At 59.2% G+C, this 25,444-nt stretch carries 25 protein-coding genes and 1 pseudogene; 7 read left to right on the forward strand and 19 right to left on the reverse strand.

Annotated elements, in window-relative coordinates:
- Nucleotides 1-376: 376 nt before the first annotated feature.
- From QTL95_RS21885 to QTL95_RS21900, 4 genes are all read right to left on the reverse strand, one after another.
- Complete coding sequence (locus QTL95_RS21885) at nt 377-583, reverse strand: hypothetical protein (RefSeq protein WP_289722014.1); 207 nt, start codon at nt 581-583, stop codon at nt 377-379.
- A gap of 1 nt (nt 584) precedes the next feature.
- A complete protein-coding gene (locus QTL95_RS21890) occupies nt 585-785 on the reverse strand; it encodes a hypothetical protein (RefSeq protein ID WP_289722015.1) in 201 nt (66 codons plus the stop codon).
- 173 nt (nt 786-958) lie between these two features.
- On the reverse strand, nt 959-1,168 hold the full coding sequence (locus QTL95_RS21895; protein WP_289722016.1) for a DUF2945 domain-containing protein: 210 nt from the start codon (nt 1,166-1,168) through the stop codon (nt 959-961).
- A 12-nt stretch (nt 1,169-1,180) separates the two neighbouring features.
- On the reverse strand, nt 1,181-1,423 hold the full coding sequence (locus tag QTL95_RS21900) for a DUF2934 domain-containing protein (RefSeq protein ID WP_289722017.1): 243 nt from the start codon (nt 1,421-1,423) through the stop codon (nt 1,181-1,183).
- 222 nt (nt 1,424-1,645) lie between these two features.
- Here QTL95_RS21900 and QTL95_RS21905 point away from each other — a divergent pair, with 222 nt between their 5' ends.
- Complete coding sequence (locus tag QTL95_RS21905; protein WP_289722018.1) at nt 1,646-2,230, forward strand: hypothetical protein; 585 nt, start codon at nt 1,646-1,648, stop codon at nt 2,228-2,230.
- A gap of 18 nt (nt 2,231-2,248) precedes the next feature.
- Here QTL95_RS21905 and QTL95_RS21910 read toward each other — a convergent pair whose 3' ends face one another.
- The 3 genes from QTL95_RS21910 to QTL95_RS21920 form a co-directional block, all read right to left on the reverse strand.
- Nucleotides 2,249-2,959, reverse strand: a complete 711-nt coding sequence (locus tag QTL95_RS21910; protein WP_289722019.1) for a DUF599 domain-containing protein — start codon at nt 2,957-2,959, stop codon at nt 2,249-2,251.
- Between the two features lie 78 nt (nt 2,960-3,037).
- Entirely contained in the window at nt 3,038-3,511 is a 474-nt protein-coding gene (locus QTL95_RS21915) for an NUDIX hydrolase (protein ID WP_289722020.1), read from the reverse strand.
- Between the two features lie 281 nt (nt 3,512-3,792).
- Nucleotides 3,793-4,269 carry a hypothetical protein gene (locus QTL95_RS21920; protein ID WP_289722021.1) on the reverse strand — a complete coding sequence of 159 codons (477 nt, stop codon included), beginning with the start codon at nt 4,267-4,269 and terminating at the stop codon, nt 3,793-3,795.
- A gap of 257 nt (nt 4,270-4,526) precedes the next feature.
- Here QTL95_RS21920 and QTL95_RS21925 point away from each other — a divergent pair, with 257 nt between their 5' ends.
- A complete protein-coding gene (locus tag QTL95_RS21925) occupies nt 4,527-4,769 on the forward strand; it encodes a hypothetical protein (protein WP_289722022.1) in 243 nt (80 codons plus the stop codon).
- A gap of 67 nt (nt 4,770-4,836) precedes the next feature.
- Here the strand turns inward: QTL95_RS21925 and QTL95_RS21930 are convergent, their stop codons facing one another.
- The 4 genes from QTL95_RS21930 to QTL95_RS21945 all read right to left on the reverse strand — a co-directional run bounded on the left by QTL95_RS21930 (nt 4,837) and on the right by QTL95_RS21945 (nt 9,375).
- Nucleotides 4,837-5,331 (reverse strand): hypothetical protein, encoded by a 495-nt coding sequence (locus QTL95_RS21930; protein WP_289722023.1) that lies wholly within the window; start codon nt 5,329-5,331, stop codon nt 4,837-4,839.
- A gap of 188 nt (nt 5,332-5,519) precedes the next feature.
- Nucleotides 5,520-6,440, reverse strand: a complete 921-nt coding sequence (locus QTL95_RS21935; protein ID WP_289722024.1) for a metallophosphoesterase — start codon at nt 6,438-6,440, stop codon at nt 5,520-5,522.
- Complete coding sequence (locus QTL95_RS21940) at nt 6,437-7,417, reverse strand: hypothetical protein (protein ID WP_289722025.1); 981 nt, start codon at nt 7,415-7,417, stop codon at nt 6,437-6,439. Before QTL95_RS21940 ends, QTL95_RS21935 begins: the two co-directional genes overlap by 4 nt.
- Nucleotides 7,417-9,375: an AAA family ATPase gene (locus tag QTL95_RS21945; RefSeq protein ID WP_289722026.1), complete on the reverse strand. Its 1,959-nt coding sequence runs from the start codon at nt 9,373-9,375 to the stop codon at nt 7,417-7,419. Before QTL95_RS21945 ends, QTL95_RS21940 begins: the two co-directional genes overlap by 1 nt.
- Before the next feature lie 637 nt (nt 9,376-10,012).
- On the opposite strand from QTL95_RS21945, the gene QTL95_RS21950 reads away from it, so the two are divergent.
- From QTL95_RS21950 to QTL95_RS21960, 3 genes are all read left to right on the forward strand, one after another.
- Entirely contained in the window at nt 10,013-10,288 is a 276-nt protein-coding gene (locus tag QTL95_RS21950) for a helix-turn-helix domain-containing protein (protein ID WP_289722027.1), read from the forward strand.
- 511 nt (nt 10,289-10,799) lie between these two features.
- On the forward strand, nt 10,800-10,997 hold the full coding sequence (locus QTL95_RS21955) for a hypothetical protein (RefSeq protein ID WP_289722028.1): 198 nt from the start codon (nt 10,800-10,802) through the stop codon (nt 10,995-10,997).
- 297 nt (nt 10,998-11,294) lie between these two features.
- Entirely contained in the window at nt 11,295-12,314 is a 1,020-nt protein-coding gene (locus QTL95_RS21960) for a GlxA family transcriptional regulator (protein ID WP_289722029.1), read from the forward strand.
- A gap of 21 nt (nt 12,315-12,335) precedes the next feature.
- On the opposite strand, the gene QTL95_RS21965 is transcribed toward QTL95_RS21960, so the two are convergent.
- The 7 genes and pseudogenes from QTL95_RS21965 to QTL95_RS21995 form a co-directional block, all read right to left on the reverse strand.
- A complete protein-coding gene (locus QTL95_RS21965; RefSeq protein WP_289722030.1) occupies nt 12,336-13,667 on the reverse strand; it encodes a diguanylate cyclase in 1,332 nt (443 codons plus the stop codon).
- A 193-nt stretch (nt 13,668-13,860) separates the two neighbouring features.
- A complete protein-coding gene (locus tag QTL95_RS21970) occupies nt 13,861-14,691 on the reverse strand; it encodes a response regulator (protein WP_289722031.1) in 831 nt (276 codons plus the stop codon).
- A gap of 216 nt (nt 14,692-14,907) precedes the next feature.
- Nucleotides 14,908-17,496 carry a mechanosensitive ion channel family protein gene (locus QTL95_RS21975; protein ID WP_289722434.1) on the reverse strand — a complete coding sequence of 863 codons (2,589 nt, stop codon included), beginning with the start codon at nt 17,494-17,496 and terminating at the stop codon, nt 14,908-14,910.
- 80 nt (nt 17,497-17,576) lie between these two features.
- Nucleotides 17,577-18,128, reverse strand: coding sequence for a DUF924 family protein (locus QTL95_RS21980; protein WP_289722032.1), 552 nt, complete (start codon nt 18,126-18,128; stop codon nt 17,577-17,579).
- A gap of 35 nt (nt 18,129-18,163) precedes the next feature.
- Nucleotides 18,164-19,606, reverse strand: coding sequence for an MFS transporter (locus QTL95_RS21985; protein WP_289722033.1), 1,443 nt, complete (start codon nt 19,604-19,606; stop codon nt 18,164-18,166).
- Nucleotides 19,607-19,776: 170 nt separating this feature from the next.
- Nucleotides 19,777-20,929 (reverse strand): annotated as a pseudogene (locus QTL95_RS21990) (amidohydrolase).
- Between the two features lie 105 nt (nt 20,930-21,034).
- Complete coding sequence (locus QTL95_RS21995; protein ID WP_289722034.1) at nt 21,035-22,312, reverse strand: L-fuconate dehydratase; 1,278 nt, start codon at nt 22,310-22,312, stop codon at nt 21,035-21,037.
- 126 nt (nt 22,313-22,438) lie between these two features.
- Here QTL95_RS21995 and QTL95_RS22000 point away from each other — a divergent pair, with 126 nt between their 5' ends.
- Together QTL95_RS22000 and QTL95_RS22005 are read left to right on the forward strand one after the other, a co-directional pair.
- Nucleotides 22,439-23,224: an IclR family transcriptional regulator gene (locus QTL95_RS22000; RefSeq protein WP_289722035.1), complete on the forward strand. Its 786-nt coding sequence runs from the start codon at nt 22,439-22,441 to the stop codon at nt 23,222-23,224.
- A gap of 99 nt (nt 23,225-23,323) precedes the next feature.
- Nucleotides 23,324-23,686: a response regulator gene (locus QTL95_RS22005; RefSeq protein WP_289722036.1), complete on the forward strand. Its 363-nt coding sequence runs from the start codon at nt 23,324-23,326 to the stop codon at nt 23,684-23,686.
- A gap of 84 nt (nt 23,687-23,770) precedes the next feature.
- Here the strand turns inward: QTL95_RS22005 and QTL95_RS22010 are convergent, their stop codons facing one another.
- Nucleotides 23,771-25,423, reverse strand: coding sequence for a phosphoethanolamine transferase (locus QTL95_RS22010; protein WP_289722037.1), 1,653 nt, complete (start codon nt 25,421-25,423; stop codon nt 23,771-23,773).
- Nucleotides 25,424-25,444: the final 21 nt, after the last annotated feature.

The raw sequence follows: 25,444 nt of genomic DNA on the forward strand, positions 1-25,444 counted from the left end.
TAGCTGTTCCTCGCGCCTCGCCATTTGATGAGATATCCGAAGCCTGGCCCGATCAGGATTCCGCCGATCACCCACTCGACCAAGGTCAGAGGAGTTTCGTCGGGGTCGTGTCCGGTAAGATATAGGAAAAGGAAAAACGCAGCGACGCCGACGACTATCAGCGACAATGCAACGAAGAGATTTTTGCGCGAACCCCGCATGGGTATCCTTTTCCAAACCGAGAGTGTGACAAGCTAGTGTACTTCACCGTCTCGGCAACGCCGGCTCCCTGGCACTGCGATCTCCCAATCGTCATCGAGTCAGGCGCTGCCTGGTACCGCTGAGCGGTCGAGACAATCCAGTGCTTTCGTGGTCGCGTGGTTCCACTCAATGAACCTTATCGCATTTGTCCTTCGTTCTCGTCCGCCGGATCGTAGTTGATGTCCCAATCTTTGATGGGCTTCTTCCCCGGCGGCGTCTTGTGTTCGGTCGCATCCTCCGACCCGGTTATCACGGTCGGCTTGGCGCTGTGTACACCACTCGACTTTCTGTCAGCTACCGACTTGGCAAACTGACCTTTGGCATCTTTTTCGACGTCAGGCATCTCAATCGCCCCTTTGCTTCAAGCCATCGGAGACATTCTTAACCTCAGGATCGCTGTTGGTTTCGCCATTGGCGTCCTTTGTCCTGTCGGGATCGTCCTTCGCAGGCATGTAGCCGGGCGGGATGTTCTCCTGGGGGCCTTCCCATCTCGGGGACTGGTCGGTGGTGCCCGAGGCACCGTCCGTCGGCTTATTGATACCCATGTGCTTTCTCCTGTTTGACACACAGGTAACCTTCAGGTGCTTGCCTTGTTCCCCAGGGCTTTGGCCGACCGAACCATCTTGCCCTTCCGTGTAGCCCGTGTGGTCGCGCACAGCTGACGCGCTACGCAGTGGTCGACGACAAGCCCGACCAACCGTGCTGCCTCGATCTCTATTCAGGCCTTATCGAGAGCTTCGGGCCTATGCGCCGCGCGCTTTCCCGACTTCGAGCTCTCGACGATGATCTGGGGATCGTCTTTCGAAGCCTTGACTTTGTGGCCCTTGATTTTTGTGGCCGAAGTCTGCTTTTTGACGACCTTGCCTTCGGTCTTGCCCTGGCTCGTTTCCCAAGTGACCTTGTCGCCCTTCTTGAGGTTCGCGCTCATGTGATGCTCCTTTCAATCCGGGTTGACCGTCGACGGCGGCCTGATATCTGTCGCGGTTTCGGTAGGCTTATCGTCCTTCGCGAATTTGTCGTCTAATTCCTGGTTGACCTTGGTGACGTCGTCCGACGCCTGCTCTGTCAGTTCACGCTGCCCTTCCGCGCGCCGCCAGTGATCTTCGTGAGCGCCTTCCGGCCGCCCCTCGTCTTCCCAGATTTTGTAAGCCCGCTCGCGTCGCTGTTGCTCGTTGTCATCCATCGTGAGAACTCCTCCTGTGAACGGATGATAACTCGCGCGATGGCGTCTCGTTCCTCGACCTTCAGCTTGCAATCACTACCCTGGGGCACGCGAACGTGGAGATTTGATACAAGAGATTAGGCGAAAAGCACGGTACGGTGCCCGGCAATCGAAACTTGTCCGAGAACACGGAACTCTCGCGATGCGCGTGAGTTCCTGATCGTGCCAACGAGGATCGCGCCGATGGAGCCAGCCAGTTTTCGCCAAGCGTTTTTTGATACTGTTCAAGAACTGACCGATTTTGCCGACGACATCGCGCCGGAGGAGACCATCTACTGGAGCGCCGAGTACATCGCGCGCGGGACACAGTGGTATCATTTCAATGGTTATGGCCGCCCCGACGAAACCGATTCAATCGGGCAAGCCTTCGATCTCTCGACGCATTCGATGACCGACGTCGACGCCCGCTTGATGAGCCTCGCTTTCCTGGACTTCCAGGACAACCAGTTGATCACGGCCTACACGGGCGAGAGGTGCCATTCGGCGCATGTCGCCAGCAGCATGTTGTCACCTTCGACGCGAAGTGCTCCGGAGGTCATCAGTGTCGAGGTGGAACGTCGTCAACGGTTGGCTGGTGGCGTCGAGCGCCAGGCGAGGACAACCTTCATGTTCGTCGGCTTTGAGCGCGCGGATGATGCCGCGCTCGTTCCGCAGGGTGTTCGCCTTGCCACGTCCCGAGAGTTCATTTCACCGCTGTGGTATCGGGACCGAATTCGTTTGGTGCGGACAGAAGAGGCAGCCTCGCATCGCGTTGTGCGTGAGGCCTGAGATACGCGGACTCCATGGTCACTTAGGGGCACCTTCGTCGTCTAACAGTTGCCTAATCGCCGCCACGCCTTTTGCCGTGTCCGACCATGACTGTCGCCAGATCAGCAATGAAACGCACGCCATCGTCGCAGCCACGAATGGCAAGGGACCGAGAAACCAGAACGCGGCGGCAACCGTGAAGTAATACGAGCGGACGCCGACGCTGAACGATCTGAGTGCCGGATTGAGGACGAGTGTCAGTGCGTGAGTCCAGGCAACGAGATCGCGCTCCTCCTGGCGAGATGGGCTCGCAACGATCGCCGCGAGGCAGTAGTTGATCTGACGAACTGCCCAAATGAAGTCCGAGAGCCCTCTCAGCAGGGTTGCCACAACAAGCAACACTTTACATTGGAAGAACCACGCGGGGTCTTGGGCGGCGAACATCGCTATCAGACCATGTCCCGATCCGTAGTTCGGTTCAACGAACAATGCGCCGCTCAAGCCCACGATGACAATGAGGTTGGCCGAGCCAAAAAACGAGGCCGAATTGATCGTGTGGCCGAGAATGGCGGCGTCGCCGATGAAATTGTTATCCCTCGTCAGCACCTCCCTCATCCAGGAAGAGCGGATGCTGACCATGTCGATTGAGAGGCTGTCGTTTTTCCTTGGCCACCCGATCGCCATCAGGGGTTCGAGAGCGATCCAGACTATCAGGAAGACAAGGAACGCGAGGGCATTTAGAATATCCATCGGCTACCCCCCAATTATTCATCCTGCCAACTGTAGCCGGGGCTGCAGTTACTGCAAGGGGGAGCAAGCTCCTGCTTTTCAGACAGTGGAGTAACGCCTTGCGAGCTTCGCAAACAACTTTTTCAGTCCGGGTTCACCAACGCGACGAGACGCCTCCGATGCTGAAACCCACGCCAACTCTCGTTGACCGCGCTCGGGAAAAATCGATCGGGTCTCCCTCACCTTGATAAGGTGTACCTGCACGTCGGCGGGGACAGCATCGCCGTTCGGAAGAACCTTGTCGTAGATGAAGCTACCGAAGGGCTTTATCCGGACCTTCCCTTTAACGCCCGCTTCTTCCCACGCTTCCTGCTTTGCCGACTTGTGCTGGCTGAGACCCGCGATTGGCCAGCCCTTGGGGATTGTCCATCTCTTGGTTTCACGAGTGGTAATCAGGAGGACGTCGGGTTCGCCGGCGTCGTTGATGCGAAAACATAGGCCGCCGACTTGCTGCAACGGGCGTTTTCGATGTGGCGCGAGCGATCCGCTGAGCAAACGTGCAAGAACGGACATCAGGTTTCCGGTCGAGGGTTGGTGGAACCCGCACTAGCTGGGGTGTGTGCGGGTTCCGGAGAAACATGCACTGCCTGCCATAACGTCGCGAAGCGTTTATAGTTGCGACAGTGCTAATATGGAGTGAGATGGTTACCAACTCGATAACGCGCAGAGGCATTCGCACAACAACCACGGCCAGTCCCATCGGCGCTACTGAAAGAACGCACGACTACGACCAGCTCGCCCGCTCAATGTCCGTGAAACTTCAACAGCTCGATTAAAGCGGAAGACGGCCGTAATCAAAGGAATGGATTGTCTCCAAGGTAGCCCTCACACTCGTTAGCCTCCTCGATCAATTCGAAGGCTCGATCTAGCTCCCGGGCCAGCGATGTTTCCCACCTTCCAAACACTGAGTGATGTTCAGCATCTTCGAGGTGAACCTCTCCAATCATCATCCCGTCCAGTGTTGTGATCGTCAAAGTTGCGGAGAGTGCCGAAGCCTCCACGACGGACATGATTTCCTGCACATCGTCCGATTGCACAATGTGCTCTGTTGTGACCCGCAGATCGTTGTCGACCATGTCCTCAATCGCTGCCTGTATGATGTACAGCTTGTTGAGCCTCTCGATATGAGAAGCTTCGTAACCACTCACGTCCGTACGGGTTGGTCGCATCGAAGACGCCGAAGCATGGTCCGCACCGGGTGTGCCGTGCACAATATCAAACTCCACGACAACCTGTCGCTCGACAGTGCTCCCGAATTCGCAAGCTTCCATCCCTTTGAACCTCTTGGTTTAGGTTTTACGCCCCTAGTAAGAAAATGTTGATGCAAATTCCTGTGGCGCACAAGCCCGCAAGTCATAGCGCGGGTAGGACACGCAGGAGTAGCGGTAGTTTGATGTGCGTGGAACATTTCAACAGCTCGACAATTAGGTCGGTAATGACTGCAACAGATACGATAATCGCCCATCAAAAGGGCATCCTCCGCGATAAGGCCGACGAGAAATGGCTTCTATCCCTTCCGGCGTGCGATATGAACCAGTTCAAGCGTTTGCTACGAACCGGCGGCAGCCCGCTGTTCCTACTGGCCCCCGATTCGACAGCGTTTGAGCCTGTGTGGCTGCTTCTAGCATTCGACAGGAACGAGCAGCTCTTCCGCGTGACAACGGGAACGAGCCCCATTGCTAGGCGATTGGAGTCGATCCGGCAGGTCTATCAAGTCGCCCGAAATTGCGGCTTCGAAAGCCTGACAATCCCGGTCGAACAGAGGGAATAAGGCTGCGAGCTTGGCTGACTGCGCGGTTGTCCGCGAGCCGACTTGCTTCCGTCCTAATCGCTGTCTGCTACTCCAGTGCCTTTACATCTGCCCTCTTTTGCAAGGCCTCGGCGGCAAGCGACCAATGACCGCCTTCGATGAGACCGAGAGCGACCAAAACCGGGCAAAGGTTTACCGTTGCGAACGCCGCCCGAAGATCATGTGCAGCTGCGATGACATCCATGCTCAATCGATCATCATCCTCAGCTCCTAACTCCGACGATGAAACGTCGAGCGGTTGAAAGCGAAGCTGCTTGGTCTTCGTCGCAACCTGGATGACGGCGGCGCACATGTCATCCCAGTGCGGCGGGGGATTTGGAAACTCGGGGAAGCGGCGAGGCCTTGCTCCCCATTCGGTCTCGAGCGCCTGCCCCAGGGCGATCAACGCATCGCATCCAGAGATGAATTCGCTTTGATTCAAATGTAGCCACCCCAAGACGGCATCGTAGGGAATGTTGTACGAAAGAAACTCGGCGACTAACCTGGCCCAACTGGAAAACATGATGGATGGTGGGTTCTTCACTCTATCCCTGCCTTGACCTCGTCGCAGTATTCCCGACATTGTGGACCGCGCAGCGTCGTAATCCGTTGCAGGTTCGCGGCCTTTCCAGAACGTGATCCGCCGTTCTACGCGCGACAACCAACCTCATCTCCGGTGGTGGCAATCTGGTCACGAATCCTTGTTGTTGGTCGTGCTGCACCGGAGTGGCGTTAGTGATTCCTGCTCCGAACGATCATCTTATCAACTCGATCCCTCATTTCGTCAGCTGAGACCATCGGGCCAACAAGGCGTTTACGCACCATATCAGCGCCTACGTCGGCTTCACTGTTGTTGGCCAAAGCGCTGGCCATGGAGCCTACGTCTGTAGAAATCTCAACGGTAAGACCTGGATCAAAGCCAGTCTGTTGGCCTGGGTATCCCCGCGGGTTGGATATCACCCTGCACGCGTCAAGCATGTAGTCGTTGCGATGGTGAACATGTCCGTGGACCCACAATGCCGGCCCTGTCTCGAAAATCAATTCCTCCAAATCCGAGGCGTACGATGCTGAAATCGGGTCGAACCTGAAGCTTTCTTCAATCGAACGGACTGACGGCGCGTGATGAGTGACAACGACGACTTTTTGCCCCCTCAGCCTTCGAAGCTCGGATGCAATGAAATCCCTAGTCTCAACGTGCTTCCTGTACGCGTAGATCGGCCGGAACTTCACATATGGCGTCTTCGATAGCTTGATCTTCCTGTAATCATTCATATCACGCTCAGCATGGAACATGGCGACTTCGGGCTTGAATCCGGAGAGGCGAAAGTCGGACCACAGCGTTCCCCCGACGAATGTAATCCCGTCTATTTCGACCTGGCCGTTTTCAAGATAGTGAAGATTGGGATAGTCTGAAACCGCCCTGGCAGCGGCAATGCCTTCCGAGATGGACCCGTTGTAGTACTCGTGGTTGCCTCCGACGAAGACAACCGGAATCCTATGCGACAGCCGTTCGCCTAACCATCTCAGGCTGGGGACTACGCCGTTAGTCAGCACGTCGCCTGCGCATATCGCGATGTCCGCATCAGATGGAGGATCGACATTGAATCGGGAGCCGAATTCCAGATGGAGGTCGGAGAATATCCAGAGCTTCATTCAGGTCTCCACAAATGAGGGTATTGCGGTAGATAACGCTCGGCGAAAGCCATCCGCATGCCTATCGCCACCGTGTCGAAGCTCAATTTAAGACCTCGCTGTGCCTCGGCTTCAGAAAGCCAGCCGTCTGCCAACCGCCAGTATGTTTCAAAAATCCCGTCGAGTATGTGCCCGCTCCAGAAGCGAAGCGACTTGAGTGCATCGTCCCTGTTCCGGGATATGCCTGGCTGCCTGTGGGCTAGCTCCAGCCACTCGACGATTTGCTCCTCGCGTATTTCCGCGTGCTGTTTGATCTTCTCGGCAACATCATGGGGGACAGTGGTGACCGCGACTTCGCAAGCTCGCAGAAAGCGTCGGTCGTTCATGAAATCCATTCCCCACTCTTCCGGATCGTCTCTCCAGAGAACTGTCTCAGCGACTGCCGTCCAGCACCCTCCGAGGATCAATCCGAGTCTCTGAAACGCCGGAAACGCCTCCTCTACGAGGTAAGCGGGACCACATCCGTGGGCAGCGCGAATGTTCGCTCTCGCAAGTCCCGCCGACTTCGGACGACTCCGTGCGCCAGGGAAATGACGGAACCCCAAATACCCGGATTGAGCGGCTACCCAGACCACTACGGTGGCGACGTCGTCCCAGCGCGGGATGACCTCTGGCAACTTGGGTTCCGCGACGGGTATCGCCCCGGTGCCATTGTCAATTGCGCACCCCAACTTGATCAGCAGTTCGCACGCTATCTCGTAGGCACCTATGTGGAGATGCTCCCAATTGCCCGCCTGATTGCGCGGCAAGGCAATGGAAATGAATTCTATGACGGGAGCCACCCACCCCGGAACATCTCGACGCGCTTGTCTGCGGGAACTACCGACGATTATCCGGCGGCCAAGCGGCTCGAAACCGATATCATCCAATGCTTTCCCCAGCGAACCCGACGCGGATTCGCCGGACTTGGCTGAGGGCGACTTTGATTTCTTTGGCATCACATGGACGTCCTTCGTTCTGGCTTGGCGAGACTGACGGTCGGCCGGCGATTCTTGCGAATGATCTCCGTGGCCTCGGCCCCCGAAATCTGTTCGACCTCCACGAGACGGGTCACCAATGCATCGTGCGCAGCTCGCTGCATGCGAATGATGGACCTCGCGCGTTCAAGCTCTGTCGCGAGGACGCTGTGTATCTCGCGACGAAGCTCTGGATTAGACGATCGCATTGTAGCGAAAGCGTCCGGACTGAACTTCTCGACCGCAAGCGTGTGTCCCATTCCGAGAGCACCCTCCATGGCCGTCGCGAGCTCTGTCGCTCGATTGAGGTCGGCTGCATCGTCGCCCGCTGCTCCTTGCGAAAACGAACCGAAGACCTCGATTTCCGCAGCGATGCCGCCCAAACAAACGGCTATCGCATTTTCAAAGAAGGTCTTGGTGCGAGGACGACCAGCGTCAACATCGTATTCGACGCAGCCGAGCGCGCGATATTTGCCTTCCACGCGCCAGCGCGAGATTGTGATGTCGGCAACGGCAGCGTAGCCGACATCATGACTTACGAGCGCGTGTCCGGCCTCGTGGACAGCCAAGGCGTGCACATAGGCATCAGGCAGTTTGATAACCGGTGGCAGCTGACGGAGGATATGATCCACGTTCAGCACCTCCGATCGCCGTCGTGCTGACCGTCTGGCATCGCGCACAAGGCGTTCGATATCCGCACCCGTGAAACCTTGAGTCGCCAGATCGAACAACTCGAAGTCGGCGGAGCACATGGTCACGCCAGAATGAAGTCTTAGAATGGACCTCCGTGCGGATGCATCCGGCAAAGCGACAGCAATGTGTCGATCCAGTCTCCCCGACCTTTTAATCGCCGAATCCAGAAGGTCGGGGTAGTTGCAGGCTCCCACGACGACCAAACCCTCGCGGCGTTCGAACCCGTCGAGCAACTGAAGCAGCGCCGTGATGACTGAACGCATATAGGCGCTGTTCCGATCCCGCTCACCGCGCGCACCAAAGACATCGATTTCGTCGATGAACAGGATCGCCGGAGCCTTCTCCCTGGCCTCGGTAAAGGACGCTCGCATTGCCTTCAGGTGCTCGTCAAGCGCACCGGCCTCCTGCCACCGAGAAGCCGACCCGTAAATCAGCGGGACCTTGCAGGTGTTGGCCAGTGCACTGGCAAACATTGTCTTGCCGACGCCAGGCGGACCCGAAATCAAGATGCCGTTGTCGACATCGCTCCATGGAATGATGCCCGCTTTGAAGTCTGAGATATCGTTCGCGAGGTCGTATCCCCATTCGATGAGGTTGCCATAACCATGCATGTCCGAAAGACCGGGTCCTGTCGGCGTCGGCGTCGGCGGTTTGTCCGGCTCAAGCGCACTTACAGCAACGGGTTTCGGAAGACTTCGCAATCGCTCGAGGGCTTGAAGTGCTTGGCGGCGATCCTGGAATGCCCTGCTCAGTCGAGACCATGGCTCGCTGAGTAGCAATTCCAAGTTTTCCGGATTGATGGGAAGTCCTGCCCGCCGTAACGCGGCCTCCGCATGTCTGGTCGTACGAGGACCGAGATGGACCACGGCGTCCGACAGCAACCGGTCGTCGTCTTGAATTTCGTATGACGGCGGCGCGAATAAAATAGCTCTCTCATCCCGCAGCGCCTCCGCTTCGTGACGAAAACTATTCTTTTCGCTCCATTGCACGACATTTCCCTGAAATCGTTGAGCCTGCCATACCTGCGAGGCGAAGAAACGGGCGGCTTCGGCAAAAACAGGAAAATAGAAGTCGTCGCTTGTAACTAACGTCACGATGGACTTCGTGCCGATCCGGTTCCAGGGGCGGAGCGCGTCGGCCACAATGCAGTAGGCCATGTACACAGGCAGCGTCAAAGGCAGCCCATTATCGTCAACCACCCCTCGCCAAGGCACGCGAAGCCGTTTGCCGGATTTCTTGATCGGCATCGAAGTCTCCATTTAGTGTGTCGGACGGTCTAGTTGTCTCGGACTGACGAAATCCCGGGGATGGCTACCAGCGGTTCACGGGAACCCAATCTGTACCAACGTGACAGCGTCCGTGCTAAACGACGGCCGGGATCGATGTAAAAAAGCTCACTGGTGATAGCGCGCCGCCCGTCGTCGATCTTCGGATGGCCAAACGTATTCCCTACCAGGCAGGGAGCTTGCCTTGTTGCGAAATCCCAAGAGGTTATCAGCGCAGCCGGCCGGTCTGTGGTCGACCCGTCGGCTATGGATTCAAGATCGTCTGCCAACTTTCGCAGGCGTTCAATCGTCTCGGCTGAGGTTGACCACCGCCACCGCGATCCAAGCGCGTCCAATCCATCCATACCATTCCCCTCTTCGATGCGTTTGAAGCGTCCGTTCGCCCCGCACCAGTCGATCCATTTCATTGCAGAATCACAGAAGTGATGTGCGACATTTTCGACGTCTTCGAAAACATCGGCAGCCCAAGCCCGCTATTCGAAACGATTCCTTACGCCGATAGGCAGGATCGTAGCCATTCTTTGTCTCGTTTCAAGCCATCGATGTCTTTTTTTAAGCCAAAATTGACTTTTCCACCGTCAACCGTTTCGTGATGCCTATGAAGCCAACTTTGACACCCGCTTTGGTCAGGGCCGCCCGAGGATTGCTGGGCTGGAGCCAACCCGATTTGGCCGCAAAATCGGGTGTTGCTGTTCGCACGATCAGTCGGCTTGAAAGCAGCGACGACGCGGCGTCGTCCAAGGTCAGCAGCGCTTTGCATTCTGCTTTTTCAAACAGCGGAATTCGTTTTGTTGCCAAGTACGATGATGGGGGAAATTTGGAGAGCTACGGCGTGATGAGAGTCAGCGGCAGCGACACTGCATCTGAACCTTGACTATGCTGAGTTCGAAAGCTTTCGAGCGAGAGGCCAAACCCCGCGTTCCCCCGATCGGCACGAGCCGCCTCATGGTTGGAGAATGCGCGGAATAATTGCCCGTAAAGCCGGCACAGCCACGCGAAAAATTTCTGTCCTGATCAGTCGTTTAGGACAACGACGCAGAGGTAACTGAATAGTTATTTTGAAAGAATGAATAGGTTTGGTTTGCACCGTAAGCGGCCAACGCCCGTGGGTTAAGTGATTGAAATTTGGGGTGCTGCGATGTTTCTCTTTTATTGAATCGATTTCGCTTTCCGCGAATCTGAGGGCGTTTAAGCCAGAGTCAAGGGCGCTTTAAGATGAGTTCTTCAACGGTAACACGCCCGCCTATCTCCGCGGTGGCAAGGTCACAGTTCAAAAATGCTTATGGTAGCCATGAAATCTATTCGTTTGATTGATGGCGGATACAGGCTCATACCAGTCGCCATGAACAACGCCCGCGTCATACCGACGAGGAAAGGAAACGGACATGACGACGATCACCTTCCGGGACAGCAAGATGTCCTCTCACCACTCTTTCCACGATCTCGCAAGCTATGCGCGCAGGATCGTTGATACCTGGCACCAGTGGCAGGCCGCGCGCGAAATCGAGTCCATGCCGATGGACATCCGCAAGGATATCGGCTGGCCGTCGGCAGACGCCGCCGATGACCGCAAGGTGATGTAACGAATGCGACATGGCCAAGCATAAAAAGGCGGCATTATGCTCACATGCAATGCCACCTTTTTCGTCTTTTCGCGACCCCTAATTTAATCTTGAATTTCAGACGCATATATTTCCGCTCGACAGCGATCTGCTCCTCTGGATCGGCCATAACGGCAATTGACCGAGATCAAGATGGGGAATGTCGCAACTTTGCTCTTTGCGGCCGCATTTATCCATGAGAATGTCGCTTTTGGAATATCGAAGTGACGTATTCCAAGCGACCAATATACGATCAGCCCTCGAGCACGGATCGATCTCATGACCAAGATGCCGCATAAGAAACGCTCCCTTGTCTTCTTCATGGTTCCGCAGTTCACCATGCTGCCTTTTTCGGCGGCGATCGATACCCTGCGCATCGCCAACCGCATGCTCGGCTACGAGGCCTATAGCTGGCGCCTGACCTCCGTGGATGGCCAGAAGGTCTATTCTTCCTGCGGCATCGGCGTCGAGGCCAACACCTCGCTTGCCGACGAAAGACGCAACCTGAGCGGTGAAAATCGTCCGAGCATGGTACTTGTCTGTTCGGGCATAGACGTCGAGGACTTCAATAACAAATCGGTCAGCGCCTGGCTGCGCGAATCCTACAATCGCGGCGTCGCCGTCGGCAGTCTCTGTACGGGCGCGCATGTCCTTGCTCAGGCCGGGCTCCTGAACGGCAAGCGCTGTGCGATCCACTGGGAAAACCTGCCGGGCTTCTCGGAAGCCTTTCCGCAGGCCGAGGTCTATGCCGACCTCTACGAAGTGGACGGCAATCTCTACACCTGCGCCGGCGGTACCGCCTCGCTCGACATGATGCTGAACCTCATCGGCCAGGATTTTGGCGAGACGCTGGTCAACCGCGTCTGCGAGCAACACCTCACCGACCGCGTCCGCAGCCCGCACGACCGTCAGCGCCTGCCGTTGCGCGCTCGTCTCGGCATCCAGAACGCCAAGGTTCTGTCGATCATCGAGCTGATGGAAGGCAATCTCGCCGAGCCGCTTTCGCTGCTTGAAATCGCCGACGGGGCCGGCCTCTCGCGCCGGCAGATCGAGCGCCTCTTCCGCCAGGAAATGGGTCGTTCCCCCGCCCGCTACTATCTCGAAATCCGCCTCGACCGCGCCCGCCACCTGCTGGTGCAGTCGTCGATGCCGGTGGTCGAAGTCGCGGTGGCCTGCGGCTTCGTGTCCGCGTCGCATTTTTCCAAGTGTTATCGCGAACTCTACCATCGCTCGCCCCAGCAGGAACGCGCCGAGCGCAAGATGACGATGGCCACCGCGCGCCACGCCATCGCGGCCTGAATAGACATCGCCGGGAGGCGGCTACTGCGCCGCCTCCTGCGTCATCTTCACATCGGAGTAGACGATGTTGCGGCCCTTGTGCTTGGCCATGTAGAGAAACTGGTCGGCCGCGTTGAGATAGTTGTCGAACGTCTCGTAACCGGAAATCTCGGCGACGCCGATCGAGCACGTCACCGATAGCTCTTCGTCATCGGCAATCACCTTCAGGCGCGAAATCTCCGCGCGGATCTCGTCGCAGAGTTCGGTCGCCGCATAGGAATCCATCATCGGAAACAGGATGGCGAATTCCTCGCCGCCCAGCCGCGACAAGAGGTTCTCGCTGCCCTCGAAGATCGCAGCCAGCCTCTTTGCGACAGCGGCCAGCACCTTGTCACCGATTTCATGGCCATAGGTATCGTTCAGGCGCTTGAAATGATCGATGTCGAGGATCGCGATCGCGCCCATGGCGCGCCGCCGCAGGCAATCGTTCACCAGTTTCGGCCCCTGGTCGTAGAAATAGCGCCTGTTGTAGAGCCCGGTCAGGTAGTCACGGGCCGCGGCGGCACGCAACTGCTTCATCTGCGCCAGCGTCTCGACATTGTTCGCGACGCGGCATTGCAATTCCTCGGTCACGAACGGCCGGTATAGAAAGTCCGAGGCTCCCGCCTTCAGGAAGCTCGCCGATAGCATCCGGTCGTCGGACGAGGAGATGCCGATGATGCGCAGCCTGTCGGAGCCGAAGCGATGACGGATACGCCGCGTCAGCTCGTAGCCGCTCATGTCGGGCATATGGTGATCGGTGATCACGATCTCGATATCGTCATGCACCTCGAGCGCCGCCAACGCTTCCACGCCCGAGGCGACGTCGACCACTTTGTATTGCTGCGTCTTCAAAAGACCGACAAGCACCTGCCGCGCGGAATCCATGTCGTCGACGACAAGCACGCGCGTCTTGGTGTTCGATATCGCCTTGCGCACCGCCGCCACGAGATTGTCGAGCGCGAACTCGTTGTCCTTTAGGACATAATCGATGACATTGCGCTGCAGGATCCTGTTGCGCGTCTGCAGATCGAATGTGGCGGTGAAAACAATGGTTGGAATACCGTGCGCGATCGCGCAGTCCAGCGCCTCTCCGTAAGGCGCGTCCGGCAGGTTGAGGTCGACGACAGCCATGCTGTAGCCGTGGCCCTCCTGGGCGAGAATCTGCTCAAGCTCTCCTCGCGAAGGGCACGGCTTTACGACAAGCCCCAGCTCGTTCTGGAAACGATGGCAAAGCACGGCCGAAAACATGCGGGAATCTTCAACCAGGAGTATTCTCTGGCCGCCAAATCGCGGTCCCAGGACTTCCCGTTGAAAATCCGGCTGAAAAGCCATGAACAGCTACCCTCCAAAAGCCGCTGCAGCCAGAATCGGCTGTCTCTTCGGCTTTTTATGAAGATAGCTCACAGTTTCAGTAACGTGAAGGCCTTCACAAAAACCCGTACCGGAAATTGTATAAATCAAACATCATGAAACAAAGATAAACACCGCCTGTAAGTTTTCGGGCGGCGCTGACCTTCCCGCCCTGTCATGCCACGGCACGTTGCTTATGCATCGACTGTATTTGCAGAAGCGTATCGAGGTTCTGGTTGACGCGGCAGTAAAATTCTTCGTCGATGAACGGCCGCAGCATGAAGTCGTTGCCGCCGGCCTTCAGGAACCGCGCCGAAAGCAGCCGGTTGGACGAGGACGAGACGCCGATGATGCGAAGCTCGTGCGAGCCGATATGGGCGCGGATCCGCCGCGTCAGTTCGAAGCCGTCGATATCCGGCATGTTGTAGTCCGTGATCATAAGGCCGATATCGCGGTTCGCCTTCAGAAGCTCGAGGGCTTTCGCGCCGCTATCAGCAACGCTGACACGGAAGTTGTAGCGCTTCAGGCGGCTGGAAAGGAGCGCCCTCGCCGTCGGACTGTCGTCGACGATGAGGACGTGATGGCGCTGATTGGTGAGGAAGCGGCAGATCGATTCCGCCAGAAGATCGACGGCAAAGACGTTGTCCTTGAGGATGTAGTCGACGATGTCCTTGGCAAGTAGCTTGTCGCGCATGCCTTCGTGGAAGGTTCCGGTGAAGACGATGGTCGGAATGCTGAGATCCACCAGATATTCCAGCGCTTCGCCGTTCTCGGCGCCGGGCAGATTGATGTTTGAGATGGCGAGCGTGATCGGATCCGTCGACTTGTCGTAGCAAAGCTGAAGATCTTCGAAGTTGCGGCAGATCTCGACGTCGATATCGAGCAGTTCCTTCAGCCGCTTTCCGATCATCGATGTAAAGACGTTGGAATCTTCAGCAAGAACGATGCGGGCGCCGGAAAACATGCTGCCGGAATATTGCATCCCGGAAATACCCAAAAATGCCATCTCAAAACCTCTTATGAAACTTGGTCTGCCTGCTCCAAATCGGTACATACCGCTGTTTGAATAAGTATTAATCGGCGAGTTGCACTGCTGCCCAAAACGAAAACGGCGCCGCTGCCGGCGCCATTCTTGGAAACATGATTAAGGGACTATGCGCGCGGCCCGATTTTTTCACTAGGCGCGTGGCGCGACGCTTGTCACGCCCGCCTTGAAGGCGGATCAGCCCTTGCGCGTGGTGTCCGGTTTCTTGCCGCGCAGCCGCCGCACCGTGCCGTCATCTTCAGCGGTTTCGTCAACCGGTTCCTCGGCCTTCTGCTGCACCTCCGGCTCCGGCTCCGGCTTCGCCTCGGCAATCGCCGGCACGCCAGTGTGGTGCTCGCGATGGAAGACGACATCGCTCTGCGGCAGAGGAATTTCGATCCCCTCTTCACGAAACCGCTTGAGGATTTCGATGCGCAGGTTGTTACGGATTTTCATCCCGTCACCCATGTCGGCCAGCATGAAGCGGAGCTCGAAGTCCAGCGAATAGGTGCCGAAGCGCAGGAACTCCACATGCGGCTCCGGATTGCGCAACACCAGCGGCACGGCGTTGACCAGTTCCAGCAGGATATCCATCACCTTCTGTGGATCGGCGCTGTAGCTGACGGAAACCGGAATCTCCGAGCGGCCCATCTTGTTGCGATGCGTCCAGTTGCCGACGGAGCCGTTGATGAGCTCGGAGTTCGGCACGATGATCGATTGCTTGCGGAAAGTCTCGATCTCGGTGGCGCGCACCGAGATACGCTTGACGATCCCTTCGGACGTGCCCGACACGACGTGATCGCCAACCTTGAACGGACGCTCGACCAGCAGGATGAGGCCCGAGACGAAGTTCGAGACGATGTTCTGCAGGCCGAAACCGATACCGACGGAAAGCGCCGAGGCGACGAGCGCGAAGCTGGAGAGGTCGATGCCCGCAGCGGAAACGCCGACGATGGCCGCTATGCCGACGCCGAGATAGCCGATGCCCGTCTTCACCGAATTGCGCACGCCGAGATCGACATGGCTACGCGCCATGATGTTGCCGTCGAGCCAGCGCTGGATCCAGCGCGTCAGCAGATAGCCGCCGACGAACAGCAGGATGCCCGTGAAGATGCCGATCAGCGAAATGCTGATGCCGCCGAGCCTGACTTCGGTGAAAAGCCGGTAGGCGAGCTGCTGCAGGTCCTGAATATGAAAACCCCAAAGCAGCAGGATCAGCGGAATGCCGGTCAACAACGCGACGCCGGAGATGCACAGCCCGACGAGCAGCCCCGCCTGGTCGATGGCAACAGGGCCGAGCTTGAATCGGCGCTGCAGGTAGCGGCCGACGAATGTATCGCCGAAACTTTCCGTCCGGGAGATCGCCTTGCCTGATAGCAGGCCGATATAGGTGGTGACGACGATCGCGCCGGTGATGATCAACTGCGTGGCGACGAAGCGCGCGAGACCGACATAACCGGTCAGCGCCGTTACCATCAGCGCAGCACCGATCACTCTCAGGATGATCGCCATGCCTCGCGGCCAGTGCCGCCCCGGCGCGTCCGGATCACCACTTCGCGCCAGCATCGGCCGGCCGAAGGACGCGGCGATCAGGATAAGGCCGATGATCATCGCCGCGATCAGGCTCCGGACGACGGTCAGGACCAGTGGCGAGCCCATGGCTTCGCCGATGCTGCTGAACAGATAGTCGAGCGCATTGACGACAGCCATGGCGAGCAGGCAGGCGCCGATCGAGCTTGCGCCGCGATTGGAAAGCTTCACCAGGCGCCACTGCGCCTCCCTCGGCGCGAAGATGGCATTGCTGAAGCGGCGAACGAAGTAGACCAGCCCGATGCAGGCAAACAGAGCCCGAACGATCGGCGCGATGTCGGGCCTGAGCACATTGAAGCTGTCGAGGAAAAAGTAGGACAGGACGAGCAGCGTCGACAGCGATGCCGTACGGATGAGCGTCGACCAGAAGGCGATGGAAAGCCGGCTGATATAGGAGGGATGCTCCTCCTTTTCCGTGCGCTGCAGATAAGCACCGAACAGCCGGTAGCCACCGGCAAGCAGGATCAGCGCCGTCGCCAGCGACAGGAAGATCGCGGCGAAGAAGGCGAAGCTCTTGAACTTCAGCACGAACACCAGCCAGCTGGACAGCGCCTGACCGAATTCCCTTGTTTCCTCTACGAAGGCCCCTCCTGCGTCGACCAGCACGGAGCCTGAAATATCGGTTCGGCGCAGCAATGTTGCCGCGAACAGCTGGCGTCGGGAGTCCGCAACGGTGTGGCCAAGCTTTCCGATCCCCGCCGAAAGGCTCTCGATATCGGCCGTCACCGCATTGATCTGTGTCCGCTCCGCCGTCAGGGCGTTGCGCTCGTTCGTCACGATCTCGGCTTCTGGTGGCTGCCCCTCCTTTGGCGGTTCGCCGATCTCGGTCAGTCTGTTCTTGATCTGCTCGAGACGCGGGCCGAGCCCTGCGGACAGATCCTGCACCGCGCGATTGAGCTCCTCCGTCCTGCCGGCAAGCGCCAGCAGCGCATCGTCGTCATCGGCGCTGTCGGAAAGCGCCGCCTGCAGGCCTGCGAGATCTTTCTTGGCCTTCTCAACCGCCTTCGAGGCCTGATCGATTGCACTGTCGGCGACGACCGGCGCAGCAACGGGCGGGGCAGCCTGCGGCTGCTGCACGGGCTGCGTTTGTGCCGGGGTCTGCGGCTGCGGCGCGACCTGCGCGAGCGCGATGTTTACACCGGCTGCCGCGAGCGCCAGAAGAAAGAATAGACGAAGTAAAAACTGTGTCAGCCGCAAAATGGCACCGCTGGGTTTGCTGAATCTCAAATAGGATTTCAGCTTTTCATAGGAAAGAAAGGCGACAGAAAGGCGAAGGATCAGAAGCCCGCGCCGGGCTTCGCCAGGTATTCCAGCTCCGCCGCCGTCGATTGCCGCCCGATCAGCCGGTTGCGATGCGGAAAGCGTTCGTAGGTAGCGATCACCTCGTAATGTCGCCGGGCGTAGTCGATGTACTCTTCGTCCCCGAGCGCGGTGAACAGAGCCACCGACCGATCCTGCTCGAGGATGTCTTCTGCGTGTTCGAACGGCATGTAGAAGAAGACGCGGCAAACATCCGGCACGCGCTGATCATAGCCCGCCTCGATCGCCAGCTTCGCTGCCGCAAGCGCCAACCCATCCGTCGCGAAGGCGAGCGGGGTATTCCGATAGATATTGCGCGGAAACTGGTCGAGCACGACGATCGCCGCCAGAAGGTTCTCCGGCGTTGCCCGCCAATTCTCCGTCACATCGGCCGCCAGCGCCAGATGCGTATCGCGAAAGCGCTCGGTGATCTCTTGGTCGAGTTCACCGGCCTTGGCGAACCAGTCGTCGCGGCCGCACTCCTCGAACCAGAAATCATGGACCTCTTGCGGCGTGCAGATATGAGCCATCCGGCCCTCCCCTCAAATACTCGGTTCGCCGGTATCTAGGACGTGCGCGGCTTGTAACCAGAGACCTCGGAGCCGGCATCCGGCGCGAGTTTCAGGAATCGCAGCGACGACAAGACACCGATCGCACCGATAACAATGAATGCCCAGCGAAAATCGACGAGCCCCGGATTGTCCAGCCCCCGCACCGCAGAGGAGACGTTGAGAACCGCAGCGGCGATCGCGACTCCGAGAAGCATCGATACCTGCTGCAGCATGCTCGATAGCGTCGATGCCGAACTGCGCTGCGATGAGCTGATATCGGCGAAGGCAAGCGTATTCAGCGCCGTGAACTCCATCGACCGTGACAGCCCCGCGATCAGCAGCAATGCGTAGATCACCGCGCGCGGGGTTTCCGGTTCGAGGAACCCGCAGGCCGCGATCGACAGCGCCGCGATCAAGCCGTTGAAGACCAGCACGGTGCGGAAACCCAATCCGGCCAGCAACCGGGTGGTCACGACCTTCATGCCGAGATTGCCGAGGAAGTAGACGAGCAGATAGGCGCCGGCCTCGATCGAGCTCAGACCAAAACCCAGCTGGAACAGCAGCGGCAGCAGGAAGGGCGTCGCATTGATCGCCACCCGGCTCGCCGTTCCTGCCGAAAGCGTGGCAATCGCGAAGGTCGGCACCCGGAAGGCTGACAGGTTGAGCAAGGGATTGCTGACCTTGAGGAAATGCCGCGTCGCCATGACCGACAGCACGACGCCTGCCGCAAACATCAACAGCACCGGCAACAACCCGCCATGCCATTTGACCGAAAGCTCGAGTGCCGCAAGCAGGAAGGTCAGACCTGCCGCACTGAGGACGAACCCGCGAAAATCGAGCCCGCCGACATTCTCCTCGCGCTGCTCCGGAACGAAACGCAGCACCAGCGCCATGCCGAGGATGCCGATCGGCAGGTTGATGAGGAAATTCCAGTGCCAGCTGGCATAGGTGGTGATGACGCTGCCAAGCAACGGCCCCATGACGGGAGCGGTCAGCGCCGGCCAGGTGATCAGCGCGATCGCCTGCACCAGTTCGGATTTCCGGGCATTCTTCAGAACGATAATGCGCCCGACCGGCGTCATCAGCGCGCTACCGGCGCCCTGCACCGCGCGCGCCAGGACGAATGCCGTCAGGCTGCCGGACAGGGCGCAAAACAGGGACGCGATCGTGAAGACGGCAATCGAGGTCATGAACACGCGCCTCGCGCCGAACCGGTCGCCCAGCCATCCGGAAAGGGGGATGAAGGCCGCCATCGTCAGCATATAGACGGTAATGCCGATACTCATCGACACCGGCTGCACGCCGAAGCTCGCCGCCATCTGCGGCAGCGATGTCGTGACGATCGTCCCGTCGAGAATCTGCATGAAGAAGGAAACAGCGACGACCAGCGCCACGATCTTGGCGCGACGAGCACTCAAGGCATCGTCGGTCTGTTCAGTATTGTTTATCGCGGTCATTCAACGGCCAATGTCATGTGGAAAGCATTCCGGCGGGACGCGGAGCGCGCGCTGCGGGAGAATCCGGGGCGGCGCGTCAGAGGGCATGTTTCGTAGATAGGCCGATCCGCGGGTCACGCAAAGGAAAATCGTGAAATCTCAAGCGATTTTGATAGGACCCTACATATCCATCAGCCAAGCACATTCCTGATGGCCCGCAAAAACACCCTGGCGCCGATGCCGAGCAGGTCTTCCGGAAAGTCATAATCGGGATTGTGCAGTCGCGGATGATCTTCGCCCGCTCCGAGAAAGAACATCGCCGACGGCGCCACGGTGCGAAACAGCCCGAAATCCTCGGAGCCCTTCATCGGCAGGTGATCGCTGCCGGCCTCATGGCTGATGCCCTCCTCGTCGAGCGCCCGGCGCAGAACCTGCACGACCTCCGTTGAATTGAAGCACTGGCGAAAGACGTCTTCGTAGCCGATCGAGACATTGAGCCCACCTGCCCTCGCATAGCGATGCGCCAACTCCTCGGCGCGCGCTACAAGCCCTTGCATCGCCTCGTCCGTCAGCGTCCTGAGGGTCGCCCATATTTCCGCCTGGCCGGGGCTGATCCCGAAGGCCGGCTCGCCGAGCCGTGCATGCGTGACCGTGACCAGCGAATAATCCGGCGTCAACGGCCCGTTGTTCCCGAGATCGGTCAATGCACCGAGCAGGCTCGCCATGGCGAAAGTCGGCGCGACGCCCTCTTCCGGTTGCGAGGCATGCGACGTCTTGCCGTCGAGCGTGATCTTCATGCCGCGCGAGGCGCAATTGACCGGGCCCTCGTTCAAGAGCACATGGCCGAGGGGGATACCGGGGAAATTGTGCAGCGACAGCGAAAGATCCGGCTTCAACGCATCGAACTTCGGGTCGGCGAGAACGGCGGCGGCGCCGGCGCCGTTCTCCTCTGCCGGCTGGAACATCAGCACCACGCGGCCCGTCGCCGGCCGCTTCGCGCCGAGCGCCTTGGCAACCGCAAGCAGGATGGCCATATGGCCGTCATGCCCGCAGAGATGTCCTTTGCCCGGCACCGTCGAGCGGTAGGGAACGTCGGAAATTTCCGCGATCGGCAGCCCGTCCAGCTCGGCGCGAACGAGCACCGTCTGTCCGGCGGAAGCGCCCTCGTAGACGGCGGCGATGCCATGTCCGCCAATCGCGGTCACGATCCGGTCCGGCTTGGTCCGCAGCAAGGCCTGCTCCACGACGGGCGGTATCCGCCTCTTCTCCCGAGACTTCAGGGAAAGAATGAAGTTCCCGGCGAAACGCCCTGATTTCGGAGAGATCTGCGTCGGTCGGAAACATGCTGTCAGCCTCGTGCACCGTGTACCGGATATGTCCCCAATCAGGGATTCGTCTCCGACACTATCGCGCGTCGGCCCGGCAGTCGACCTCGCGTCGAACCGCCGCTCACCCCTTGAACGTATACTCGGCGATCGAGGCAGGCTTCATCTCGATCGAGAAACCCGGCGCCCTCGGCGGCATGTAGGCCGCGTCCTTGATCACGCAAGGTTCGAGGAAGTGCTCGTGCAGATGGTCGACATACTCGATCACGCGCCCTTCCTTTGTGCCCGACACCGCGACGAAATCGATCATCGACAGGTGTTGCACATATTCGCAAAGCCCGACACCGCCGGCATGCGGCCAAACAGGCAAGCCGAACTTGGCCGCCACCAGAAGCACCGCCAGCACCTCGTTCAACCCGCCCATTCGGCAGGAATCGATCTGCACGATGTCGATGGCGCCCTCTGCGATGAACTGCTTGAACATGATGCGGTTCTGGCACATCTCGCCGGTCGCGACCTTCACCGGACCGATCGCCTGCCGGATCTTGCCATGGCCGGCGACATCGTCGGGGCTTGTTGGCTCCTCGATGAAGAACGGCTTGGCGAAGGCAAGCTTGTTGACCCATTCGATCGCCTGCCCGACTTCCCACACCTGGTTGGCGTCGATCATCAGGTAGCGATCGGGGCCGATCACCTCGCGCGCGATGCGTAGCCGCCGGACATCGTCATCGAGATCGCGCCCCACCTTCATCTTGACGTGGTTGAACCCGGCATCGATCGCCTCGCGGCAGAGCCGGCGCAGCTTGTCGTCGTCATAACCGAGCCATCCGGCCGACGTCGTGTAGCAGGCATAGCCTTCGCGTTCGAGCATCGCGATGCGCTCCGCCTTGCCGGCTTCCGCACGCCGCAGGATCTCGACCGCCTCGTCGCGGTTGAGCACGTCGGTGAGATAGCGGTAGTCGACGATATCGGCGATCTCGTCCGGCGACATCTCCGACACCATCCGCCACACCGGCTTCCCCGCCTGCTTGGCGAGCAGGTCCCAGACGGCGTTGACGACGGCGCCGGTCGCCAGGTGCATCGCGCCCTTCTCCGGGCCGATCCAGCGTAGCTGGCTGTCGCTCGTCAGATGCCGCCAGAACTTGCCGGGATGGGCAAGGATCTCGGCCAGATCGGCGCCGATCACGAGGTGGCGCGTCGCCTCGATCGCCATGCAGCAGATATCGTTGCCGCGGCCGATGGTGAAGGTCAGGCCGTGGCCCTCGAGGCCGGGCGTGTCGGTATCGAGGATGACATAAGCCGCCGAATAGTCGGGATCAGGGTTCATCGCATCGGAACCATCGAGGCTCTGCGATGTCGGGAAGCGAAGATCGAAGACGCGGAGTTCGGTAATGCGGGCCATGATCATCTCATTTATGATTTTTCTTTTTATATACAAACAACAGTTCAGGCCTATCATCAAGCCCAAGATTTGCTTTCGCGGCTAGCCGCATTTGTATATGTAGCTGAATATTCACAGGAGAGATTGATGGACGCTGACGACGCCGACCGGTACCGCGCTCCCGCACTGGACAAGGGCCTCGACATCCTTGAGCTTCTGGCTGGCGTCGAGGAGGGGTTGACGCAGGCCGAGATCTCCAAGCGTCTCGATCGCAGCCCGAACGAGTTCTACCGCATGCTCGACCGGCTGGTCCGTCGCGGCTATGTGACGAAGCTGGAGGGCGACCGTTTCACCCTCTCCCTGAAGCTGTTCGGCCTGTCGCAACTGCACGCACCCACCCGCCGCCTCGCCTCCTTCGCGACGCCGCTGATGCGCGACCTCGCCCAGCGCACCAAGCAGGCTAATCATCTGGTCGTGTTCGACCGCGGCTCGGCCGTCGTCATCGCGCAGCACGAGGCGCCGGACTATTGGGGCATCTCCATCCGCGTCGGCTCGCATATCAGCCTGTTCGATACCGGCTCCGGCCATGTGCTGCTGGCTTTCCGCAGCGAGGAGGAGCGCGCGATGATGATCGCCGAGCACGTGCGCAGCCGCGACGGCATCCCGCCCGGCGAGGATTTCCACGAGCGTCTCGGACAGATCCGCGAACGCGGCTACGAAATGATGGCAAGCGCCCAGACCGCTGGCGTCTATAATCTCTCGGCACCGATCCTTGGGCCGGACGGGCGCTGCATCGCCGCGCTCACCTGTCCCTACATCGCCCTCGTCAACGCGCCCGGCGCGCCCGACATCGGCCAGACGATCATCATGCTTCAGAAGACCGCGAGCGAACTGTCGCTGCTTGCCGGCTCCGACGTCAAGCGCCCCGCTTGACTGCAAACATCGAGCGCTTCAGGTCTCCGTCAGCAAGGTGGCCCATTGGTGCAGCTTGCCCGATCGCGCTTTTGGCGCGGGGCGCAATGGAGATCTCAGGTGCAGGTATTGCTGGTCGAAGACAACATGCTGCTGGGCGACGCGATCCGGGATCATGTCGCAGCGGACGGCCACTCGATAGACTGGTGTCTTAACCTCGCGGAGGCGGAGGACGCAGCCGAAAGCCGGCCCTACGGCGTTATCCTTCTCGATCTCCGGCTTCCCGATGGCAACGGCATGAGCCTGCTGAAGGCTATGCGGCGCAAGCAGCGCTCCGTCAATATCATCATCCTGACCGCGCACGACCAGACTTCCGACCAGCTCGAAGGCATGCGCAACGGCGCCGATGATTTCCTGGTGAAGCCTTTCGGCCTGTCCGAGCTGTCCGCACGCATGCGGGCGCTTCCCGGCTGTCATCCTTGAAAAAGCCGGCTGCCGCATGGCGGGCGCTGCGGCAACCGGCGAAGAAGCGCCGCATTAGCGCGGCGCCTCCCAAGCCTCTCTCAATCAGTTCACCGCAGCGCTTGCCAGCTTGTCCGTCACCTGCCGGCAAGCCGCGAACACGTCGAGCTTCGGATCGTAGACCTTCGTCGCGACGTCCATCAGCCCGAGCACGCTGTGAAAGAAATTGTCGTGCGAGCGCGGCTCGGCCGCATGCTTGGCCATGCAGCTCATGTCGTAGCCGGCGGACTTTGCCAGATCGTCGCCGACCCAAGTCAGGAACGGCACGTGTGTCTGCTCACTCGGCGCGATGATATAGGGCGTGCCGTGCAGGTAGATGCCGTTCTCACCGAGCGACTCGCCGTGATCGGAGACATAGACGACGGCGCCGGCAACGCTCGCCGCATGCTGCTTCAGCTTGTCGATGACGGTCGAGACGACATGATCGGTATAGAGGATCGTGTTGTCGTAGGCGTTGGTGATCTCTTCTGGCGTGCAGGACCCAAAGTCATTGGCCCGGCAGTCGGGAACGAAGCGGCGGTATTCGTCGGGATAGCGCGCATAATAGGCAGGCCCGTGGCTGCCGAGCTGGTGCAGCACCAGCACGCTGTCTCCCTTGACGTTCGCAAGCCAGTTGTCGACCTTGTCGAGCAGGATTTCATCGAGGCATTCGCCATCCTTGCAGAAGCGCGGATCGCCCGATTTCGGCAGATAGGTGTAATCGACGCGATCGGTGACGTGATAGCTGCCGGTATCGTTGTCGAGCCAGGTCACATCGACCTTGGCGTGGGTCAAGACGTCTAGAAGGTTCTGCGTCGCCAGTCCCTTGGTGTGGGTGTAGGCGGTGCGAGTATAGACCGAATACATGCAAGGCAGGGAAACGGCGGTCGCGGTCCCGCAGCTGGTCGTATTGGGGAAATAGACCACGTTCTGCTTTTCGAGTTCCGGGTTCGTCTTCTTCTTGTAGCCGCCGAGCGAAAAATCGTCGGCACGTGCCGTTTCGCCGGTGATGATGATCGTCACCCGCGGCTTGCTGAGCCCCGTCGTATTGACGCGACGCGCGTCGGTTCCGAGCGGCTCGGCAACGATGTCCGCTTCCTTGCCGGATGAAACCGCGAAACGAATGGTGCTGGTGATCGGCACGAACGGATTGAGCCGGTCCAGCAGATCCTTGTGCGCACGCCCGATGCCGGCAAACGCGCGGTAATCCCCGAAACCCACCGCGGCGAAGACCGCGAGGCAGGCGAGAATGACGCCGGTATTATGCGCGAGCTTCTGGAAGAAAGGCCGGTGACGGATGCGCACCCAGACGATCAGCAGCGAGGGCAGAATGCCGGTCAGAAGCATGTGCGTGACGAAGCGCGCGGTGATCAGATGCCCGGTTTCCGCGCCAGTCGAAACGGCTGCGTTGCGGATCATCTCCTTGTCGATGATCACCCCGAACTGATCGGTGAACCACGAACCGGCGGAAGCCGACAGCACGAACAGGATCAGAAACGGCTTGGTGATGTATTTGGCCGAGAATGCGGTGATGATCGCCATCGCCGCGGCCGAGATCCCGATGACGAAGAGCACGAAGGCGAAGCGGTCGGAAGCGAAGTAACCGTATGCTGCGGTCCAGAAGGATCGGTTTGTGACGAGAAGCAGATAGAGGGTGGTTATGAAGCAGAGCGTTATGCTGCCAATCTCCGGCCGCCTGGCAAGCAGGCCAGCTTTCATGCCGTTATCATTCAATTGTCC

Source organism: Rhizobium sp. S152, from assembly GCF_030380735.1.
Classification (GTDB): Bacteria; Pseudomonadota; Alphaproteobacteria; order Rhizobiales; family Rhizobiaceae; genus Rhizobium.

Coding starts and splice junctions, on each gene's coding strand:
- QTL95_RS21960 (WP_289722029.1), top strand. CDS start 11,295: ATGACCAAGATGCCGCATAAGAAACGCTCCCTTGTCTTCTTCATGGTT.
- QTL95_RS21950 (WP_289722027.1), top strand. CDS start 10,013: ATGAAGCCAACTTTGACACCCGCTTTGGTCAGGGCCGCCCGAGGATTG.
- QTL95_RS21965 (WP_289722030.1), bottom strand. CDS start 13,667: ATGGCTTTTCAGCCGGATTTTCAACGGGAAGTCCTGGGACCGCGATTT.
- QTL95_RS21985 (WP_289722033.1), bottom strand. CDS start 19,606: ATGACCGCGATAAACAATACTGAACAGACCGACGATGCCTTGAGTGCT.
- QTL95_RS21945 (WP_289722026.1), bottom strand. CDS start 9,375: ATGCCGATCAAGAAATCCGGCAAACGGCTTCGCGTGCCTTGGCGAGGG.
- QTL95_RS21995 (WP_289722034.1), bottom strand. CDS start 22,312: ATGGCCCGCATTACCGAACTCCGCGTCTTCGATCTTCGCTTCCCGACA.
- QTL95_RS21905 (WP_289722018.1), top strand. CDS start 1,646: ATGGAGCCAGCCAGTTTTCGCCAAGCGTTTTTTGATACTGTTCAAGAA.
- QTL95_RS21970 (WP_289722031.1), bottom strand. CDS start 14,691: ATGGCATTTTTGGGTATTTCCGGGATGCAATATTCCGGCAGCATGTTT.
- QTL95_RS22010 (WP_289722037.1), bottom strand. CDS start 25,423: ATGAAAGCTGGCCTGCTTGCCAGGCGGCCGGAGATTGGCAGCATAACG.
- QTL95_RS21935 (WP_289722024.1), bottom strand. CDS start 6,440: ATGAAGCTCTGGATATTCTCCGACCTCCATCTGGAATTCGGCTCCCGA.
- QTL95_RS21895 (WP_289722016.1), bottom strand. CDS start 1,168: ATGAGCGCGAACCTCAAGAAGGGCGACAAGGTCACTTGGGAAACGAGC.
- QTL95_RS21885 (WP_289722014.1), bottom strand. CDS start 583: ATGCCTGACGTCGAAAAAGATGCCAAAGGTCAGTTTGCCAAGTCGGTA.
- QTL95_RS21900 (WP_289722017.1), bottom strand. CDS start 1,423: ATGGATGACAACGAGCAACAGCGACGCGAGCGGGCTTACAAAATCTGG.
- QTL95_RS22000 (WP_289722035.1), top strand. CDS start 22,439: ATGGACGCTGACGACGCCGACCGGTACCGCGCTCCCGCACTGGACAAG.
- QTL95_RS21955 (WP_289722028.1), top strand. CDS start 10,800: ATGACGACGATCACCTTCCGGGACAGCAAGATGTCCTCTCACCACTCT.
- QTL95_RS21910 (WP_289722019.1), bottom strand. CDS start 2,959: ATGGATATTCTAAATGCCCTCGCGTTCCTTGTCTTCCTGATAGTCTGG.
- QTL95_RS21915 (WP_289722020.1), bottom strand. CDS start 3,511: ATGTCCGTTCTTGCACGTTTGCTCAGCGGATCGCTCGCGCCACATCGA.
- QTL95_RS21925 (WP_289722022.1), top strand. CDS start 4,527: ATGAACCAGTTCAAGCGTTTGCTACGAACCGGCGGCAGCCCGCTGTTC.
- QTL95_RS21980 (WP_289722032.1), bottom strand. CDS start 18,128: ATGGCTCATATCTGCACGCCGCAAGAGGTCCATGATTTCTGGTTCGAG.
- QTL95_RS21940 (WP_289722025.1), bottom strand. CDS start 7,417: ATGCCAAAGAAATCAAAGTCGCCCTCAGCCAAGTCCGGCGAATCCGCG.
- QTL95_RS21920 (WP_289722021.1), bottom strand. CDS start 4,269: ATGGAAGCTTGCGAATTCGGGAGCACTGTCGAGCGACAGGTTGTCGTG.
- QTL95_RS21890 (WP_289722015.1), bottom strand. CDS start 785: ATGGGTATCAATAAGCCGACGGACGGTGCCTCGGGCACCACCGACCAG.